Genomic DNA, 16,196 nt, shown 5'->3' on the forward strand with positions numbered 1-16,196 from the left:
AACGGCATCGTCGATTACACCTGCAGGCGTGCGCCAGGCCAACGCGCCGGGACCTGACCGCCGCCTGCGCTGTGCTGTTGCACCTGCTGCTGCGGCGGCCCGCGCTGGTCGCCATCAGAACCGATAGCTGATGGTGCCGCTCACCACGCGCGGGTAGCCGGCGAAGCAGTCGCCAAAGGTGCGGCACGGCGCGTAGTAGCGCTTGCCGGTGAGGTTGGTGATGTTCAACGCCATCGTCCAGTCGGTCACCTGCACTTCCATCAATGCATCGGCCAGCGTGTAGCTCGGAGTGATGATGCGCCCGCCATTGCCCAGCGACACCGTATTGCCCACATGGCGCACGCCCAGGCCCAGCCGCAGGCGTGCGGCATCATCCAGCTGGAAACCCTTCGACACCCAGGCCGAGGCCAGGTCCTGCGGGGTGTCGTTGAGGCGCTGGCCCACTTCCAATGCGAAATTGCTGCGGCTGACCTCAGCCTCGTTGCGCGCAACGGCGGCGGTAACCGTCAGGTCGTTGGAAAACTGGAACTGGCCTTCCAGCTCCACGCCCTTGGAGCGGATCTGGCCGGTCTGCACCACATTCAACACATTGTCCGGATCGTTGGTCTGGCGATTGGTTTCGGTGATGCGGTACGCCGCCAGCGTCAGCAGCAGGTTGCGCGCGGGTTGCCACTTGATGCCGGCCTCGGACTGGCGGCCGCGCATCGGCTTGAAGGCGCTGCCGAACAGATCCTGCCCCGACACTGGCAGGAACGATTCGCTGTAGCTCAGGTAGGGCGAAACGCCCGCACCCAGTTCGCCGATCAGCCCGGCGCGATAGGTGGTGGCGTTGTCGGTCTGGCTGGGCTGGCCTTCCGTCTTCGAGCGGGCATGGTCGCGGCGCGCGCCCAGCACCAGCGAGACACGGTCGGCCCAACGGATCTGGTCCTGCACATAGACACCCAGCTGGGTGGAGGTCTGGTCCGGCTGACGATCCCAGCCACGCACGATCGGTGCGACCGATACCGGGTTGTAGATGTCGATCGGCGTGCCGGTGGCGTCCAGCCGCTGCAGCTGCTCCTTGTACTGGCTGTAGTCCACGCCGGCCAGCAGCAGATGCTGGAAGGCACCGGTGGCGAAGTCGAACTGCAGTGCATTGTCGGCGCTGAAGATCTGCACGTCGGGGCGGGTGCCGTAGGCGGTGCGGTTGACCACGCGCCGCTCGGCGTCGATGAAGGGGTTGGTCGGATTGCTGTAGCTGTCCACGTACATCTGCTGCAGGGTGGTCCTGCCATCGATGTAACGCACTGCCGAGCGCAGGCTGAGCATGTCGTTGAAGCTGTGGTCGAACAGCGCGGTCAGGCTGTACACACGCGAGTCGATGCGATCGAAGCCGGGATCGCCGATGAAGGTGGACGGGTCGAGGCGGCGTCCGGGCGGGGCCAGCAGGGTCGCGGCCAGCGGCAGGAACTGCTGGCTGGAGCCGGTCTTGTCATGCTGGTAGCTGGCCAGCAGGGTCAAGGTGCTGCGTTCGCCGCGCCAGCTGATCGACGGTGCCAGGTAGACGCGGTCATCCTTCAATACATCGGTCTGCATGTTCGATTCGCGCACCAGCCCGACGAAGCGGCCGGCAAGCGTGCCGGCATCGTTCAATGCGCCGCTGATGTCACCCTGCAGCTGCCTGCGGTCGAAACTGCCGAGCTGCACGCCGACCTCGCCGTTGAGGGCGCCGAAGGTCGGGCGCTTGCTCATCGCATTGATGATGCCGCCTGTGGCGCCGGCACCGTACAGCACCGAGGACGGGCCGCGCAGCACTTCCACCCGTTCCAGGCCGTAGATCTCCGGGCGGGCGAGGGGACTGAAACCGTAGCTGCGGCGCAGGCCATCCTGGTACTGCACCGGGTCCAGCCCGCGCACCGAGGTGGCATCGTTGCGGGTATCCAGGCCCCAGGCATCGGCGGTGACGCCGGCGCTGTAGCGCAGCACTTCCTGCATGTTGTGTGCGCCGCGATCGGTGAACAGCTGCTGGGTGACCACGCTGATCGCCTGCGGCGTCTCGGTCAGGGCGGTGTCGGTCTTGGTCGCAGTGCTGGCCCGCTCGGCCACCACCGTTACCTTGTCCAGGGTGCGCGCCGCCGGGTTGTCCTGGGCCTGGGCGAGGGCCGAGGCCAGCAAGGTGGGCAGGGCGAGCGTGTACAGCAGCGGACGCGACGGCAGGGCGGGCATCGGGAATGATCCGGGAAGGGCGGTGACGGCGGATTATCCGGATGCTCGTCCTCAAATACAAATGATTCCCAAATGCACTTGCCAGTGATGAGCCCGCTTCAGGGCAGGCCGTCTGCGGCGCCGCGGATGCTCATCCAGGCGCCGCCGTCGGGGGCGCTGCCGGCGCGGACACGGAAGCCGTGCAGACCGGCAATGGCGGCCACGATCGACAGCCCCAGGCCAAAGCCGGGCCCTTGCCCGGCACTGCTGCTGCCGCGGAAGAAGCGCTGGTAGATCAAGGTGCGGTCCTGCGGCGGGATGCCCGGCCCGTTGTCGATCACATCGATCCGGGGCGCGCCGTGGTCCTCCACCGCGCGCAGCAGGATGCGCCCGTGCGCAGGCGTGAACTGCAGGGCGTTGGACAGCAGGTTGGCGACCGCTTCGAACAGCAGTTCGCGATCACCGCGCAGCATGCCGATCTGCGGCGCCACCTGCAGCTGCAGATCCTGTTGCTTCTCTTCGGCCAACGGCAGGTAGAACTGGTGCAGCTCCTGCAGCAGGTCGGCGATGTCGACCTCGTCGAAGGCCGAACGGCGCTGGTGGCTTTCCAGCTCGGACACGCGCAGCAGGGCGGCGAAGCGCGCCATCAGCATGTCGGTCTCCGCCAGCGCCTTGTCCAGCGGGTCCGCATGCGGGTCGTGTTCGTCCAGGCCCACGCGCATGCGGTAGAGGTGTGCACGCAGGCGCGTGAGCGGTGTACGCAGGTCATGCGCGATGCTGTCGCACACGCCTTTGACCTCGGTCATCAGCTGTTCGATGCGTTCCAGCATCGCGTTGACGATGCTCGACAGCCGGTCGATTTCATCGCGGCGGTTGGACACCGGCAGGCGCTGGCCGAGGTCGCCGGCAATGATGCGGTTGGTGGCCGCTTCGATCTGTTGGATCCGCTTCAATGGGCGCCGACGCAGCAGATGCCAGCCCACCAGCCCGGGGATGACGGTCAGTGACACGCCCCACAGCAATGCATCGAGGATGATGCTGTTGACCGCCATCAGCTTGCCGTTCTGGCGCACGAACACCAGTGTCCGGCCATCCCGGGTCACCACGCCGAGCGCGCTGCCACCGCTCTCGTGGCGGCCATCGACCAGCGTCCAACCCGCTACCTGATGCGAGTTGCCATCCAGCGGCAGTCCTTCGGGGATGGCCGTCAGCGGGCCCGCCATCGCCACGCCGGCCTTGTCGAACAGCCCGTACGTATACACCTGGTGCAGGTCGAAGCGCTGGCTGTCACGCAGCGCGTCATCCAGCGCCGGCCCGTCGAAGCTCATGAACAGATGGGCGCGCTGCTGCAGGCCCGATTCGGTCAGGTCGTTCAGGTAGTCCGAGATGCGCCAGTACATCACCCCCAGCAGCAGGCTGGACCAGGCCACGAACAGGATGCAGTACAGGCCCAGCAGGCGGCTGCTGGACGAGCGCCAATGGTCAGGATTGCGCGTCGAAGACATAGCCGGTTCCACGTACGGTCAGGATCGGCTGCGGCCGGCCGGGTTGTTCGATGCGTTTGCGCACGCGGCCGATATGCACGTCGATCAGGTTGGTGCCCGGATCGAAGTGGTAGCCCCAGACTTCCTGGAACAACATGGTGCGGGTGACCACTTGGCCGGCGTTGCGCACCAGGAATTCGAGCAGCTTGAACTCGGTCGGCAGCAGCGCGATTTCATGCCCGCCGCGTCGCGCCGAACGGGTCATCAGGTCCAGTTCCAGGTCACCGGCGCGCAGTACGTTGTCGATGGCGCCAGTCGGGCCCTGGCGCCGGATCAGCACTTCCACGCGTGCAGCCATCTCATCGGAGGCGAAGGGCTTGGTCAGGTAGTCGTCGCCACCTGCGCGCAGGCCACGCACGCGTTCATCCACGTCCGACAGCGCGCTGATCATCAGCACCGGCGTGGTGATGCCTTCGCGGCGCAGCGTGGTGACCAGGGCCAGCCCGTCGATGCCGGGCAGCATGCGGTCCAGGGTGATCACCGCGTAGTCGCCTGCACGTGCCAGCGCCAGGCCACGGCCGCCGTCGCTGGCCAGGTCCACGTCGAAGCCGTGGCTGCGCAGTTCAGTGGCGATTTCCTCTGCGGTGACAAGATCGTCCTCGATGGTGAGTACGCGCGGCATGGGCCAGTGTGCAGAGTGGGACAGGGGCATCCTCGCAATCGTGGGCAGCGACTGCAAATGAAAAATGTTTCATGCGTGATTTAGCAGGATCGTGCCGCCGCGTCTTCTATATTCGGCGCCGAACGCTCCCCCACGCGTGGAACCTGCAGCCGATGATCCTTCCGAACCCCTCCCGTCCGTACCGCGCCTGGCGGCTGCCGCGAACCGCGGGCCTGCCGCTGCTGGCGCTTGCCCTGGCCGGCCTGCTCAGCGCCTGCGGCAAGGACGCGCCCAAGCCGGGCGCCACGGCACCGGAGGTGACCGTGCTGACCCTGCGCAGTCAGCAGCTGGCACTGCAGCAGGAACTGCCCGGGCGCAGCGTCGCCTCGCAGGAATCGGATGTGCGCCCGCAGGTCGATGGCGTGCTGGTGAAGCGCCTGTTCGAGCAGGGCCAGTGGGTGAAGGCCGGGCAGCCGCTGTTCCAGATCGAGCCCGCGCTGTACCAGGCTGCGCTGAACGAGGCGCGGGCCAACCTGAAAACTGCCGAGGCCGCTGCGGTGACCGCGCGCCTGCGGGCGCAGCGCATGCAGGCGCTGGGCAAGGACCAGCTGGCCGCGCGCCAGGACGTGGATGATGCGGTGGCCGGCGACCAGCAGGCCGCCGCCGCCGCGCAGGCCGCACAGGCCGCGCGTGACACGGCCAGCACACGGCTGGGGTTTGCCACGGTGACCTCGCCGATCGCAGGCCGCATCGGCCGCGCGCTGTTCACGCCGGGTGCGCTGGTTACCTCCGGCCAGGCCGATCCACTGGCACGGGTGCAGCAGATGGACCCGATGAACGTGGACATCACCCAGTCCAGCAATGAGTATCTGGCACTACGCCGCGCCATCGCCGACGGTGGCGTGCAGGCCGATACTGCGCCGGTACGGCTGCGCCTGTCCGATGGCACCGACTACCCGTTGCCGGGGACGCTGGAGTTCGCCGACATCGATGTGCAGCAGGAAACCGGCAGCATCACCCTGCGTGCGCGTTTCCCCAACCCCGATGGGCAACTGCTGCCAGGCATGTACGTGCGCGCGCTGGTGGGGCAGGGGACCCGCCAGCAGGCGCTGCTGGTGCCACAGGCTGCGGTGGATCGCAGCCCCAAGGGTGAGGCGCAGGCATGGCTGGTGGACAAGGACGGCAAGGCACGGCTGCGGCTGTTCCGCACCGCGCGTGCGATCGGCGACCAGTGGCTGGTGCTCGATGGCTTGGCTGCCGGCGAGCAGGTGGTGGTAGCCGGCGCGCAGGGCCTGGCCGATGGCATGACGGTGCGGGTGAAGCCTGCGCCAGCTTCCACCGCGAAGGACTGAGCGCATGCTGCCGCGCTTCTTCATCCATCGCCCGGTATTCGCCTGGGTCCTGGCGATCTGCATCATGGCCTTCGGCACCATCTCGGTGACCCAGCTGCCGGTGGAGCAGTACCCGGACATCGCACCGCCGCAGGTCAACATCACCGCCAATTACACCGGGGCCTCGGCGCAGACGGTGGAAGACAGCGTCACCCAGGTGATCGAGCAGCAGATCAAGGGTATCGACCATCTGCTGTATTTCTCGTCCACCAGTTCCTCGTCCGGGCAGGCGCGGATCACGGTCACCTTCGACCAGAGCGCCAACCCCGATATCGCCCAGGTACAGGTGCAGAACAGCGTCAACCAGGCCATCAACCGCCTGCCGCAGGAAGTGCAGCAGCAGGGTGTGACGGTCGCGAAGTCGCAGGGCGATTCGCTGATGGTGGTCTCGCTGTACGACACCAGCCGGCGCATGGAGCGGGTGGATGTTTCCGATTTCCTGGTCAGCAACGTGCAGGACCCGATCAGCCGCATTCCCGGTGTCGGCGAGATCAACGTGTTCGGCTCGGCCTACGCGATGCGCGTGTGGCTGGACCCGCACAAGCTGCGCGCCTACGACCTGATGCCATCGGACGTGCGCAGCGCGATCCAGGCGCAGAACACCCAGGTGACGGCCGGCGAACTCGGGGCGATGCCGTCCAGCCCGACGCAGAGTCTCAACGCTACGGTGACCGCGCAGTCGCGCCTGCAGACCCCCGAGCAGTTCCGCGCGATCATCCTGCGCACGTTGCCCAATGGCGCGGCGGTTCTGCTGGGCGACGTCGCGCGGGTCGAGATCGGCGCGGAGAACTACCAGACCAGCAGCTATCTCAACGGTTATCCGGCGGCTGGCTTCTCGGTGACCCTGGCCTCCGGCGCGAACGCATTGGCCACTGCCGACGCGGTACGCGCGGAGATTGAACGGTTGCGGCCGACTTTCCCGCCCGGCCTGCAGGTGGCCTACCCGCGTGACAGCACACCGTTCGTGCGGGTCTCGATCGAGGGAGTCATCCATACCCTCATCGAAGCCATCGTGCTGGTGGTGGTGGTGATGTTCCTGTTCCTGCAGAACCTGCGTGCCACGCTGATCCCGGCGATCACCGTGCCGGTGGTGCTGCTGGGCACCTTCGGCGTGCTGGCCGTTGCCGGATTCACCATCAACACACTGACCCTGTTCGCGATGGTGCTGGCGATCGGCCTGCTGGTCGATGACGCGATCGTGGTGGTGGAGAACGTGGAACGCATCATCCACGAAGAGCACCTGCCGCCACGCGAGGCAACCGAGAAGTCGATGGGCGAGATCACCGGTGCACTGATCGGGATCACCGTGGTGCTCGGTGCGGTGTTCCTGCCGATGGCGCTGTTCGGTGGCTCCACCGGCATCATCTATCGGCAGTTCTCGATCACGATTGCATCGGCCATGGCGCTGTCGGCGCTGGTCGCGCTGACCCTGACACCGGCGTTGTGCGCGACCCTGCTCAAGCCCTCGTCGGCGCAGAAGCCACCGGGGCGCTTCTTCACCGCGTTCAACCGTGGCGTCGAACGCAGCCAGTCGGCCTACCAGGGCAAGCTCGGTGGCGTGGTGTCACGTCCGCGGCGCTGGATGGCGTTCTACCTGCTGCTGGTGATCGCCATGATTGCCTTGTACGCACGCATGCCCACCGGCTTCCTGCCGGTGGAGGACCAGGGCCAGGTGACCTTCCAGTTCTCCACGCCGGAAGGCACGCCGATGGCGCGCACCGAGGCGCTGGGCGAGCAGATCAGCCGTTACTTCACGGAGCACGAGAAGCAGAACCTGGACGTGGTGTTCGTGGTGGTCGGTCGTAACAACGCCGGTACCGGCCAGAATGCGGGGCAGGGCTTCCTGGCACTCAAGCCCTGGGACGAGCGCAAGGGCGACAACACCGCAGCGGCGATCATCGCGCGCGCCAATGCCTATTTCCGCAAGCTGCCCGATGCCAAGGTCAACGTGCTGGCGCCGCCGGCAGTGCGCGGCCTCGGGCAGTCCAGCGGTTTCGAACTGTGGCTGCAGGACACCAGCGCGGCCGGACGCGTGGCGTTGCAGGCCGCGCAGGAGCAGGTGGTGCGCGCGGCCGGCGAAGACGACGGGCTGACCTCGGTGCGATTGAACGGGCTGGGCGACAAGGCCGAGCTGCGGCTGGACATCGACCACGCCCAGGCCAGCGCGCTGGGCTTGGCACAGGCCGACATCAATTCCACGCTGTCTGCCGCCTGGGGTGGCAGCTACATCAATGATTTCCTGGATCGCGGCCGGGTCAAGCGTGTCTACATGCAGGGCGACCAGCCTTACCGCAGCGTGCCCGACGACATCGGCCAGTGGTACGTGCGCGGCGGCAACGGCCAGATGGCTTCGTTCGGCAGCTTTGCCAGCAGCCACTGGGCGCGTGGGCCGCAGCTGCAGCAGCGTTTCAACGGCCTGCCGGCGATGCAGATCCAGGGCAGCGCGGCCGAGGGGCGCAGCTCGGGTGAAGCGATGCAGCGCATGCAGGCGCTGGTGGCCGATCAACCCGGGTTCGATCTGCAATGGAGCGGGCTGTCCTATCAGGAACAACTGGCCAGCAACCAGACGCTGTACCTGTACGCCGCTTCGATTGCTTTCATCTTCCTGTGCCTGGCCGCGCTCTACGAGAGCTGGACGGTTCCGGTGGCGGTGGTGCTGGTGATTCCGCTGGGCGTGATCGGTACGGTACTGGCGACCACGGCTGCGGGCTTCGTCAATGACATCTACTTCCAGGTGGGATTGCTGACCACGATTGGATTGTCGGCAAAGAACGCGATCCTGATCGTGGAGTTCGCCGAAGCACGCTACCGCGCCGGCAGTTCAGCGGTGGAAGCGGCACTGCAGGGTGCGCGCCTGCGCCTGCGGCCGATCGTGATGACCTCGCTGGCCTTCGTGGCAGGCGTCATCCCGCTGGCGTTGGCCACCGGCGCCGGCGCGGTCAGCCGCCGTGAAATCGGCATGAGCGTGATCGGCGGCATGCTCTCCGGCACTGTGCTGGCGGTGGTGCTGGTGCCGTTGTTCTTCGTGCTGGTACGCCGTCTGGGACGATCACGGCTGCAGCACTGAGAGTGGGCCGCGGTTGTCATCTGACTGCCGCAGGGCCCTCACCGGTTCTTTGCCCAGGCATCGCTAGCGTACAGGTCCCCGTCCCCCGCGGAGACCCGCCATGTGGCTGCTCGACCATCTCTGGCCTGGCCGCAGGCCGTTACCTGCCCCGGTTGAAGCGCAGCCCCAGGCCGCGCCGCGACGGCCCTGGCTGAAGCGCCCGGTGCGCGCCGGGCGCAGTGGCATGGCACCGTGGCAGAAGGTCGCCGCACCGCCTCGGCGCACCCGCCACTAGGTGCGGCGGTCGGCCGGGTGGTTGACCCCGTCGTTGACCGGTATCACGCCCAGCGCGAACGGGTCGATGCCCTCCAGGCAGGCCACGTTGTAGCCGTACTGGTCGGGGTTGGAGCGCCGCCGGTGGTGGGTGTAGATGCCGCAGATACCGCAGAAATAGTGCTCGGCCACATGGGTGTTGAACTGGTACAGCTGCAGGTGGTCCTGCCCACGTACCACCTGCAGGCCCTGGCGGGTGACGCTGGCGGCAATGGCGCCGCGGCGCCGGCACATCGAGCAGTCGCAGCGGCGAGGTTCGACAATACCGTCCGGCAGGTCCAGCAGCAGTTCGACCGTGCCGCAATGACAGCTGGCGCGGTGCCGGGGTTGGACCGGAACGCCGGCCACGGAAGTGATGCCCATGGTTTCTCCTCGGGGATGGAACGCGACCGCAGGGCCGCTGCCGACGCTGCGCCAGCCTGCCTGAACGGACCGTAGATGCCACGGTGAACCCGCTTGTGGCTAACTATGCGGCTTCGAGACCGCGACAGGATGCCAGTGAAAGCCGCAGGACGTTGGATGACAGGAAGTGCCATGGTGCTGCTGGCGCTGTGGGTGAGCGGGCTGCTGGCCTACCAGTTGCCGGGGCCGGGTTGGCTGGCCAACGGCGTGGCCGTGCTGTGGCTGCTGGTTGCGCTGTGGGCATCGTGGCGGGTCGCGCGGGGCCGTGCCTCGCGCCGACTGGGCCTGGCCTTCGGGGCATCGCTGGCACTGGCCGGCCTGTGGTGGCTGCTGCTGACCCCGCGCCAGGACCGCGTGTGGGCCGATGACGTGGCCCAACGCCTGCACGTGGTGGCCTTCGACGGGCGCCACGTGGTGCTGGACAACGTGCGTGACTTCACCTGGCGCAGCGAAACCGACTACGACGCGCATTGGGTGCGCCGCGAATACGACCTGGACCAGCTGCGCTCGGCCGACCTGGTGCTGTCGTACTGGATGGGCCCGGCGATCGCCCACACCCTGATCTCGTTCGGCTTCGAGGATGGACGCCACGTGGTGTTTTCGCTGGAGATCCGCAAGGAGCGCGGTGAGTCGTTCTCCGCTCTGGGCGGCTTCTTCCGCAAGTTCGAGATGACTCTGGTGGCTTCGGAGGAGACCGACATCATCCGCACCCGCACCAACGCCCGTGGCGAAGATGTCTACCTGTACCGCCTGCACGGCATGGACCGCGCGCAGCTGAAGGAACTGTTCGCTGCGTATATCGCGCAGGCGCGCGAGCTGGATGCGAAGCCGGGCTTCTACAACACGCTGACCAGCAACTGCACGACCATCGTCTTCGACCTGGCCCGGCATATCGCACCGCGCCTACCGCTGGATTACCGCCTGCTGCTGTCCGGTTATCTGGCCGAGTACGCGCAGGAGGTCGGTGCGCTCACGCCGGGTGTGCCGTACACCGAACTGCATGCCAAGGGCCGCATCACCCAGCGCGCGCTGGATCTCGGTGATGGCGCCAATTTCTCCACCGTAATCCGCCAGGGCGTGCCCGGCACCGAGCAGGACCCGCAGTAATGACCCAACTCTTTCTGACCCGCTGGCAGCGCCTGCTGCCGGTGTTGTTCGCCGCCTTCCTGCTGCTGGGAAGCAGCGGCTGCGCGATGGTCACCGTCAAGCAGGTCAAGTCCAGCGATTCGCTGGTCAACAAGCGCGCGGATGTGCTCAACACCGGCAAGCTCAGCCCGGCCGCGCGTGAAACGCTCAGCGCAGCGGGCCTGGACGAATCGCAGTGCGAGAAGGACTTCCTGGTCTGCCGCAGCACACTGCTGATGACCGACGACCTCAACGTCGAACAGCGCCTGTCAGCATTGTCCGAGTTGTGGGTGAAGGCCGCGCTGGCGCTGACGCCGAAGAAGACCGCTGCCGGTGATCCGCCGATGAGCGATGCGGCGCTGGATGCGTGGCTGGAGGCCGCGCGCTATGCGTATGCGTACCTGTTCTACAGCGGCCGCTCGCCGTCCGATCGTGCCTTCGAGGACCGGCAGACACAGGTGCGTGACTACTACAACTACGCGGCCGAAAAGGCGGCAGTGGTGTTGTTCGTGCGCGCGCGTGCCGCTGCACTGGCCGGCGAGGACTATACGAAGCCGATCACGGTTGGCAGCTGGTCGCTGGCGTCCAACTACCAGCAGCTGGGTCTGAAGAGCATTCCCGCGCAGCTGGTTCCGGCCGGCACCGTCAGCTTTGTCGGCCTGCGCAGCACCTATCGCCGCGATGGCTTCGGTGCCGAGCTGGTGATGGTGATGGATCCGCCGAAGCTGGTCGCACCGGTGATCGCGCCGGATGGCCCGAAGGCCGAAACCACGCAGGACGACGAGAACGACGAGCGTCGTGGCCGCCGCCATCGCCATGACGATTCGGTGCCCGAGTTCAGTGAGATGTCCTCAATCAACGTCACTGCGCTGCTGCGGTTCGAAGGCAGCAGCCTGGAAGACGTGATGCGCACGCGCCGGGTCGAGCTCGATGCCTATTCGCCGGAAGCCACCGAGCGCATCACCCTGCACGGCGAGCAGGTGCCGCTGGCCGGCAACTTCACTGCCGCCTACGGCCTGTGGCTGGCGCAGAGTGGCTTCGCCCGGCAGTCGCTGCGCACCCTGTTCGGCATGAGCGAGGGCATCGGCGAGCCGCACATCTACCTGATGCAGCCGTGGGATCCGAACCGCCGCATCATCTTCATGCTGCACGGCCTGGCCAGCAGCCCGGAAGCGTGGGTGAACCTGGCCAACGAAATCATGGGTGATCCCGAGCTGCGCCAGCAGTTCCAGGTGTGGCAGGTCTACTACCCGACCAATGCGCCGATCGCGTTGAACCGGTACGAGATCGCCAACGCGTTCAACGACACGCTGAAGCATTTTGATCCCAATGGCAGCACGCGTGCGTCGAAGGACATGGTCTACATCGGCCACAGCATGGGTGGCGTACTGGCGCGGCTGCTGGTGAGCGATTCCGGCGATGTACTGTGGAACGACCTGCTGGCCAACTACGATCTGAAGGGTGAACGGTTGAAGCGGGTGCAGAACAAGCTGGGGCCGCTGCTGCATTTCAAGGCACAGCCGAACGTGGAGCGTGCGATCTTCATCGCTGCCCCGCACCAGGGCACCGACATCGCAGGCAACAAGGTCGGGCGCCTGATCGGTCGCCTGGTGCGGTTGCCGCTGACCATCCTCGGCAAGTTCGAGGATGTGTTCCTGGCGCTGGCGCAGGCCGAGCAGCAGGTCGACGGTACCGCCAAGCCGAAGATTCCCAACAGCATCGACAACCTCAAGGCCAGCGACCCGTTCGTGAAGGCCGCCGCGCAGCTGCCGATTGAAGCCGGCCTGAAGTACCACTCGATCATCGCCCAGCGCAAGCCGGAGCTGCCGGTGGAGAAGTCCGATGATGGGCTGGTGCCGTACTGGAGCGCGCACCTGCCGGGTGCATTGTCCGAGAAGGTGATCATTTCCGGCCACAGCGTGCAGGAAACCCCGCAGGCGGTGCTGGAGGTGCGGCGCATCCTGCATCGCGACGTCGATGATGTGGGGACCGGCGTGAGACCCTGACCGCTGAGGTCGCCGGGCCATGCCCGGCGGAATCCGTCCGGCGGCGCTACACCCGCCGCGCGATCACCGTGGCCAGCAGTGCCAGGCCGAAGGTAATCACCAGGCACAGCAAGTAGCCGGTGTGTGGTGCGGTTTCCACGAACAACGCGAACAGCGCACCGGACACCGCCAGTGCGGTGGTCACCGACAACGCTTCGCTCAGCTGCAGCGCCGAGGTGTTGGCGCCCTGCTCATGCGGCGCCGACAGCGAAAGCGTCAGCACCGACAGGCTGGCGTAGATCATGCCCATGCCGAAGCCGGTCAACGCCCAGCCGACCAGTGCGACCGGCAACGGCACCGCATTGAACAGCACCGCCAGGGTGGCGGCGATACCGATCGTCATCAGCGGCGTGCCCACGCGCAGCAGCTGCTGGCGCGACCATCCGCGCTGTTGATGGCCCTGCAGCCAGGAGCCCGCGAACCAGCCCAGCGCACCGAGGCTGAGCACGGCACCGGCCCAGCTGGGCGAGAGTCCGCGCTCGCGCTGCAACAGCAGTGGCAGGTAGGCCTCGCAGGCGAAGAATGCTGCTGCAGCGATGCCGCGCAGGGCGATCACGCTGGGCAGGCCGCGGCGCAGCAGCAACGTGCCGGCTGGCAACAGGCGGTGCACGCAGAACAGCAGCGCCAGCAGCGCCACGCCGATGCAGAGCAGGGCCGGCACGCCGCGTTGCTGGCCACCGAAGTACAGCAGCAGGGCCGCCAACGAAGCACCGCTGGCCCAGCGCACCACGTTGCCGCGTCCATCGTCGCTGCTGGCAGCATCAGTGGGCTGCATGCGTGCCAGTGCCGGGCGCAGCAGCAGCGCGGCCGGGACCGCCAGCAGCGGCACCGCCAGGAACACCCAACGCCAACCGAGGTGCTGCACGATCAGGCCGCTCAGTGCCGGGCCGATCATCGACGGCACCACCCAGCCTGCGGAGAACGCGGCAAATACCTTTGGCCGCAGGTGCTCGGGGTAGCTTCGCCCGACCATCACATACAGCGACACCGAGATCGCCCCTGCGCCCAGGCCCTGCAGCAGTCGGCCCGCAACCAGCATGCCCATGCGCATCGCGAAGCCGGCCAGCAGGAGGCCCAGCACGAAGCAGGCCAGCCCATACCACAGCGGCCGCGCCGGCCCCTGGCGGTCGGCCCAGCGCCCGGCCAGGGTCATGCCGATCACGCTGGTGGCCAGGGTGCCGCCGAACGCCAGTGCATACAGGCGCAGGCCATCCAGCGCCTCGGCCACGGTCGGCATCGCTGCTGCCACCGCCAAGGCCTCGAAGGCGTGCAGCGCGACCAGCGCGACCATGCCGATGGTGGTGGCGCGGTAGCGTGCGGACAGGATCGAAGTGTCGGCCGACGTGCTGGCGTCGACGGAAGAGGCAGTGGGGGTCATACGGGTCAGGTGCGGGCCGCGCTTGTCAACTGGCGGCGAAGATAGCAGCATGACACCTCAACTGCAGTTGAGGTCAAGCAATGGTGTCCCAGGATCTGAGCGTTGGCGAGGTATCCCAGCGCAGTGGCGTGGCCATTTCCGCGCTGCATTTCTATGAGCGCAAGGGGCTGATCAGCAGCCTGCGCACCTCGGGCAACCAGCGACGCTACAGCCGTGACGTGCTGCGCCGGCTGGCCGTGATCCGCGTGGCGCAGCGGGTGGGCATGCCACTGGAAGCCGTTGGCCGCGCTTTTGAAAGCCTGCCCGAGGGCCGCGCACCGACCAAGTCCGACTGGGCCAAGCTGTCCGCACGCTGGCGCACCGAACTGGAGGAGCGCATTCACATGCTGCAGCTGCTGCGCGACGAACTCACCGGTTGCATCGGCTGTGGCTGCCTGTCGCTGCAGCACTGTCGCCTGGCCAACCCGGGGGACGTCCTCGGCGAACGCGGCGACGGCCCGATGCGCTGGGAATGACGCACGGGAAAGGGCCCGGCTCCGGGTAGCGCCGGGCCATGCCCGGCGGATCACCAGACCGTGATCGTCTCGCCGCTCTGGATGCCTTCCACCGCGCGCTGGAAGGCCAGTGCCGCGCGCTGTGCGCTCACCGCTTCAAAGCCGGGGAAGTAGGGCCCGTAGGCGGCCATCGATTCGATCAGCAGGTTCGGGCTGACCACGTTGATGCGCAGGCCGCGCGGCAGCAGTTCCAGCGCAGCGGCACGCACGAAGCCTTCCAGCGCGGCATTCACCGAGGTGGCGTTGGCGCCATCTCTGATCGGCTGTGCGCTGACGATGCCGCTGGTCAGGGTGATCGAGCCCCCGGCGCTGAGATGGTGCTGCGCGGTCAGTGCCAGCCGCACCTGGCCCAGCAGTTTGTCCTGCAGGCCGATGTTGAACTGCTCGGGCGTCATTTCCTGCAGCGGGCCGAAGTGCAGCTTGCCGGCGGTGGAGATCACCGCATCGACCGGGCCGGTGCGCGCGAACAGTTCGGCGACGCTGGCGTCGTCGGTCAGGTCGACGCGCAGTTCGCCGCTGTTGCGGCCGGCGGTCAGGATCTGGTGCTGCTGGCCAAGCTGGCGCGCGACTGCCTGGCCGAGGGTGCCGCTGGCACCCACAAGGAGAATCTTCATGGCGGTTCCTTGCGAGAGGGGGATGAGCGCAGTCTGCGCCCTCACATCTGGGTTCGGTAAGAGGCGTATGCTTCGCAGATTCCTAACTATGGGTTAGCAATGGATACGCTTCGCTGCATGCAGGCCTTCGTCGCGGTGGCCGAGCGCGGCAGCTTCACTGGCGCCGCCAATCAGCTGCAGGTTTCGGCGGTGATGGTGGGCAAGTACATCCAGCAGCTGGAGGCGCACCTGGGGGCCGCGCTGCTGCAACGGAACACCCGCCGCCAGCGCCTGACCGAAGCCGGCAGCGCCTACCTGGCCGGGTGCCGGCAGGTGCTGGAGCAGGTGCAGCAGGCCGAGGCCGATGTCGCCGGCCTGCAGGTGCAGCCACGTGGCCTGCTGCGGGTCAGCGCGCCGACTACCTGGGGCAGCTGCGTGCTGGCGCCGCAGCTTGCCGGCCTGCTGCGCGCGCAGCCGCAGTTGAACATCGAGCTGGACCTGAGCAACCGCCGCGTGGACCTGATCGAGGACGGCTTCGACGTGGCAATCCGCGTTGGGCCGCTGCCGTCACAGGAAGTGGTGGCGCGGCCGTTGCCGCCGTACGCGATGAGCCTGTGCGCGGCACCGTCCTACCTGCGGCGGCGTGGCACGCCGCGCACCCCTGGGGATCTGGCCGGGCATGACTGCCTGAGCCACCTGGCCTGGCGCGGCGGCCATGGTTGGCAGCTGGCCAACGGTGAACAGGTGGATTGGGAGGCGCGGCTGACCTGCAATGATGGTGTTGCACTGCGTGAGGCCGCCGTGGCCGGCGCAGGGCTGGTGCTGCAACCGACCGCACTGCTGGCCGGCGAGATTGCGGCAGGGCGGTTGAAGCCCCTGCTGCGCGACTACCTGCCGGAACCGCGGCCGATGCACCTGATCTACCTGCCGGATCGACGGCCGCGTCCGCGCCTGCAATGCTTCGTCGATTTCGTCATGGCCACATTGGCGGACTGATCAC

The 16,196-nt window shown here is 67.2% G+C and carries 12 protein-coding genes; 6 read left to right on the forward strand and 6 right to left on the reverse strand.

Annotation, left to right across the window (positions count from 1 at the left end; genetic code table 11):
- Window positions 1-114: 114 nt before the first annotated feature.
- The 3 genes from AC13GA_RS03440 to AC13GA_RS03450 all read right to left on the reverse strand — a co-directional run bounded on the left by AC13GA_RS03440 (window position 115) and on the right by AC13GA_RS03450 (window position 4,350).
- Window positions 115-2,205, reverse strand: coding sequence for a TonB-dependent siderophore receptor (locus AC13GA_RS03440; protein ID WP_482997523.1), 2,091 nt, complete (start codon window positions 2,203-2,205; stop codon window positions 115-117).
- A gap of 98 nt (window positions 2,206-2,303) precedes the next feature.
- Window positions 2,304-3,689, reverse strand: coding sequence for a sensor histidine kinase (locus tag AC13GA_RS03445; protein ID WP_253078957.1), 1,386 nt, complete (start codon window positions 3,687-3,689; stop codon window positions 2,304-2,306).
- Entirely contained in the window at window positions 3,667-4,350 is a 684-nt protein-coding gene (locus AC13GA_RS03450; protein ID WP_046982754.1) for a response regulator transcription factor, read from the reverse strand. The genes AC13GA_RS03445 and AC13GA_RS03450 overlap by 23 nt, the downstream gene beginning before the upstream one ends.
- Before the next feature lie 152 nt (window positions 4,351-4,502).
- Between AC13GA_RS03450 and AC13GA_RS03455 the strand changes: the two genes are divergently transcribed.
- Both AC13GA_RS03455 and AC13GA_RS03460 read left to right on the forward strand, forming a co-directional pair.
- The gene (locus AC13GA_RS03455) at window positions 4,503-5,681 is read left to right on the forward strand and encodes an efflux RND transporter periplasmic adaptor subunit (RefSeq protein ID WP_482997524.1); all 1,179 of its coding nucleotides are present in this window, start codon (window positions 4,503-4,505) and stop codon (window positions 5,679-5,681) included.
- Between the two features lie 4 nt (window positions 5,682-5,685).
- The gene (locus tag AC13GA_RS03460; RefSeq protein ID WP_482997525.1) at window positions 5,686-8,787 is read left to right on the forward strand and encodes an efflux RND transporter permease subunit; all 3,102 of its coding nucleotides are present in this window, start codon (window positions 5,686-5,688) and stop codon (window positions 8,785-8,787) included.
- A gap of 270 nt (window positions 8,788-9,057) precedes the next feature.
- Here the strand turns inward: AC13GA_RS03460 and AC13GA_RS03465 are convergent, their stop codons facing one another.
- Window positions 9,058-9,462, reverse strand: coding sequence for a GFA family protein (locus AC13GA_RS03465; RefSeq protein ID WP_046982751.1), 405 nt, complete (start codon window positions 9,460-9,462; stop codon window positions 9,058-9,060).
- Window positions 9,463-9,633: 171 nt separating this feature from the next.
- On the opposite strand from AC13GA_RS03465, the gene AC13GA_RS03470 reads away from it, so the two are divergent.
- Window positions 9,634-10,608: an Lnb N-terminal periplasmic domain-containing protein gene (locus AC13GA_RS03470; RefSeq protein ID WP_482997695.1), complete on the forward strand. Its 975-nt coding sequence runs from the start codon at window positions 9,634-9,636 to the stop codon at window positions 10,606-10,608.
- Window positions 10,608-12,632: an esterase/lipase family protein gene (locus AC13GA_RS03475; protein ID WP_482997526.1), complete on the forward strand. Its 2,025-nt coding sequence runs from the start codon at window positions 10,608-10,610 to the stop codon at window positions 12,630-12,632. The genes AC13GA_RS03470 and AC13GA_RS03475 overlap by 1 nt, the downstream gene beginning before the upstream one ends.
- A 46-nt stretch (window positions 12,633-12,678) precedes the next feature.
- Here the strand turns inward: AC13GA_RS03475 and AC13GA_RS03480 are convergent, their stop codons facing one another.
- Window positions 12,679-14,100 carry an MFS transporter gene (locus tag AC13GA_RS03480; protein WP_482997527.1) on the reverse strand — a complete coding sequence of 474 codons (1,422 nt, stop codon included), beginning with the start codon at window positions 14,098-14,100 and terminating at the stop codon, window positions 12,679-12,681.
- 29 nt (window positions 14,101-14,129) lie between these two features.
- Here AC13GA_RS03480 and soxR point away from each other — a divergent pair, with 29 nt between their 5' ends.
- Window positions 14,130-14,564 carry a redox-sensitive transcriptional activator SoxR gene (gene soxR, locus AC13GA_RS03485; protein ID WP_046982747.1) on the forward strand — a complete coding sequence of 145 codons (435 nt, stop codon included), beginning with the start codon at window positions 14,130-14,132 and terminating at the stop codon, window positions 14,562-14,564.
- A gap of 50 nt (window positions 14,565-14,614) precedes the next feature.
- Here soxR and AC13GA_RS03490 read toward each other — a convergent pair whose 3' ends face one another.
- Entirely contained in the window at window positions 14,615-15,217 is a 603-nt protein-coding gene (locus tag AC13GA_RS03490; RefSeq protein WP_482997528.1) for a short chain dehydrogenase, read from the reverse strand.
- 99 nt (window positions 15,218-15,316) lie between these two features.
- On the opposite strand from AC13GA_RS03490, the gene AC13GA_RS03495 reads away from it, so the two are divergent.
- A complete protein-coding gene (locus tag AC13GA_RS03495) occupies window positions 15,317-16,192 on the forward strand; it encodes a LysR family transcriptional regulator (RefSeq protein ID WP_482997529.1) in 876 nt (291 codons plus the stop codon).
- The last annotated feature ends 4 nt before the right edge of the window (window positions 16,193-16,196 follow it).

Source organism: Stenotrophomonas sp. 22DLJC03 (genome assembly GCF_056861405.1).

Excerpts from the sequence above, each read along its gene's own strand:
- AC13GA_RS03460 (WP_482997525.1), top strand. The coding sequence starts at position 5,686 with ATGCTGCCGCGCTTCTTCATCCATCGCCCGGTATTCGCCTGGGTCCTG.
- AC13GA_RS03450 (WP_046982754.1), bottom strand. The coding sequence starts at position 4,350 with ATGCCGCGCGTACTCACCATCGAGGACGATCTTGTCACCGCAGAGGAA.
- AC13GA_RS03465 (WP_046982751.1), bottom strand. The coding sequence starts at position 9,462 with ATGGGCATCACTTCCGTGGCCGGCGTTCCGGTCCAACCCCGGCACCGC.
- AC13GA_RS03475 (WP_482997526.1), top strand. The coding sequence starts at position 10,608 with ATGACCCAACTCTTTCTGACCCGCTGGCAGCGCCTGCTGCCGGTGTTG.
- AC13GA_RS03495 (WP_482997529.1), top strand. The coding sequence starts at position 15,317 with ATGGATACGCTTCGCTGCATGCAGGCCTTCGTCGCGGTGGCCGAGCGC.
- AC13GA_RS03455 (WP_482997524.1), top strand. The coding sequence starts at position 4,503 with ATGATCCTTCCGAACCCCTCCCGTCCGTACCGCGCCTGGCGGCTGCCG.
- AC13GA_RS03440 (WP_482997523.1), bottom strand. The coding sequence starts at position 2,205 with ATGCCCGCCCTGCCGTCGCGTCCGCTGCTGTACACGCTCGCCCTGCCC.
- AC13GA_RS03480 (WP_482997527.1), bottom strand. The coding sequence starts at position 14,100 with ATGCTGCTATCTTCGCCGCCAGTTGACAAGCGCGGCCCGCACCTGACC.
- AC13GA_RS03470 (WP_482997695.1), top strand. The coding sequence starts at position 9,634 with ATGGTGCTGCTGGCGCTGTGGGTGAGCGGGCTGCTGGCCTACCAGTTG.
- AC13GA_RS03445 (WP_253078957.1), bottom strand. The coding sequence starts at position 3,689 with ATGTCTTCGACGCGCAATCCTGACCATTGGCGCTCGTCCAGCAGCCGC.
- AC13GA_RS03490 (WP_482997528.1), bottom strand. The coding sequence starts at position 15,217 with ATGAAGATTCTCCTTGTGGGTGCCAGCGGCACCCTCGGCCAGGCAGTC.
- soxR (WP_046982747.1), top strand. The coding sequence starts at position 14,130 with ATGGTGTCCCAGGATCTGAGCGTTGGCGAGGTATCCCAGCGCAGTGGC.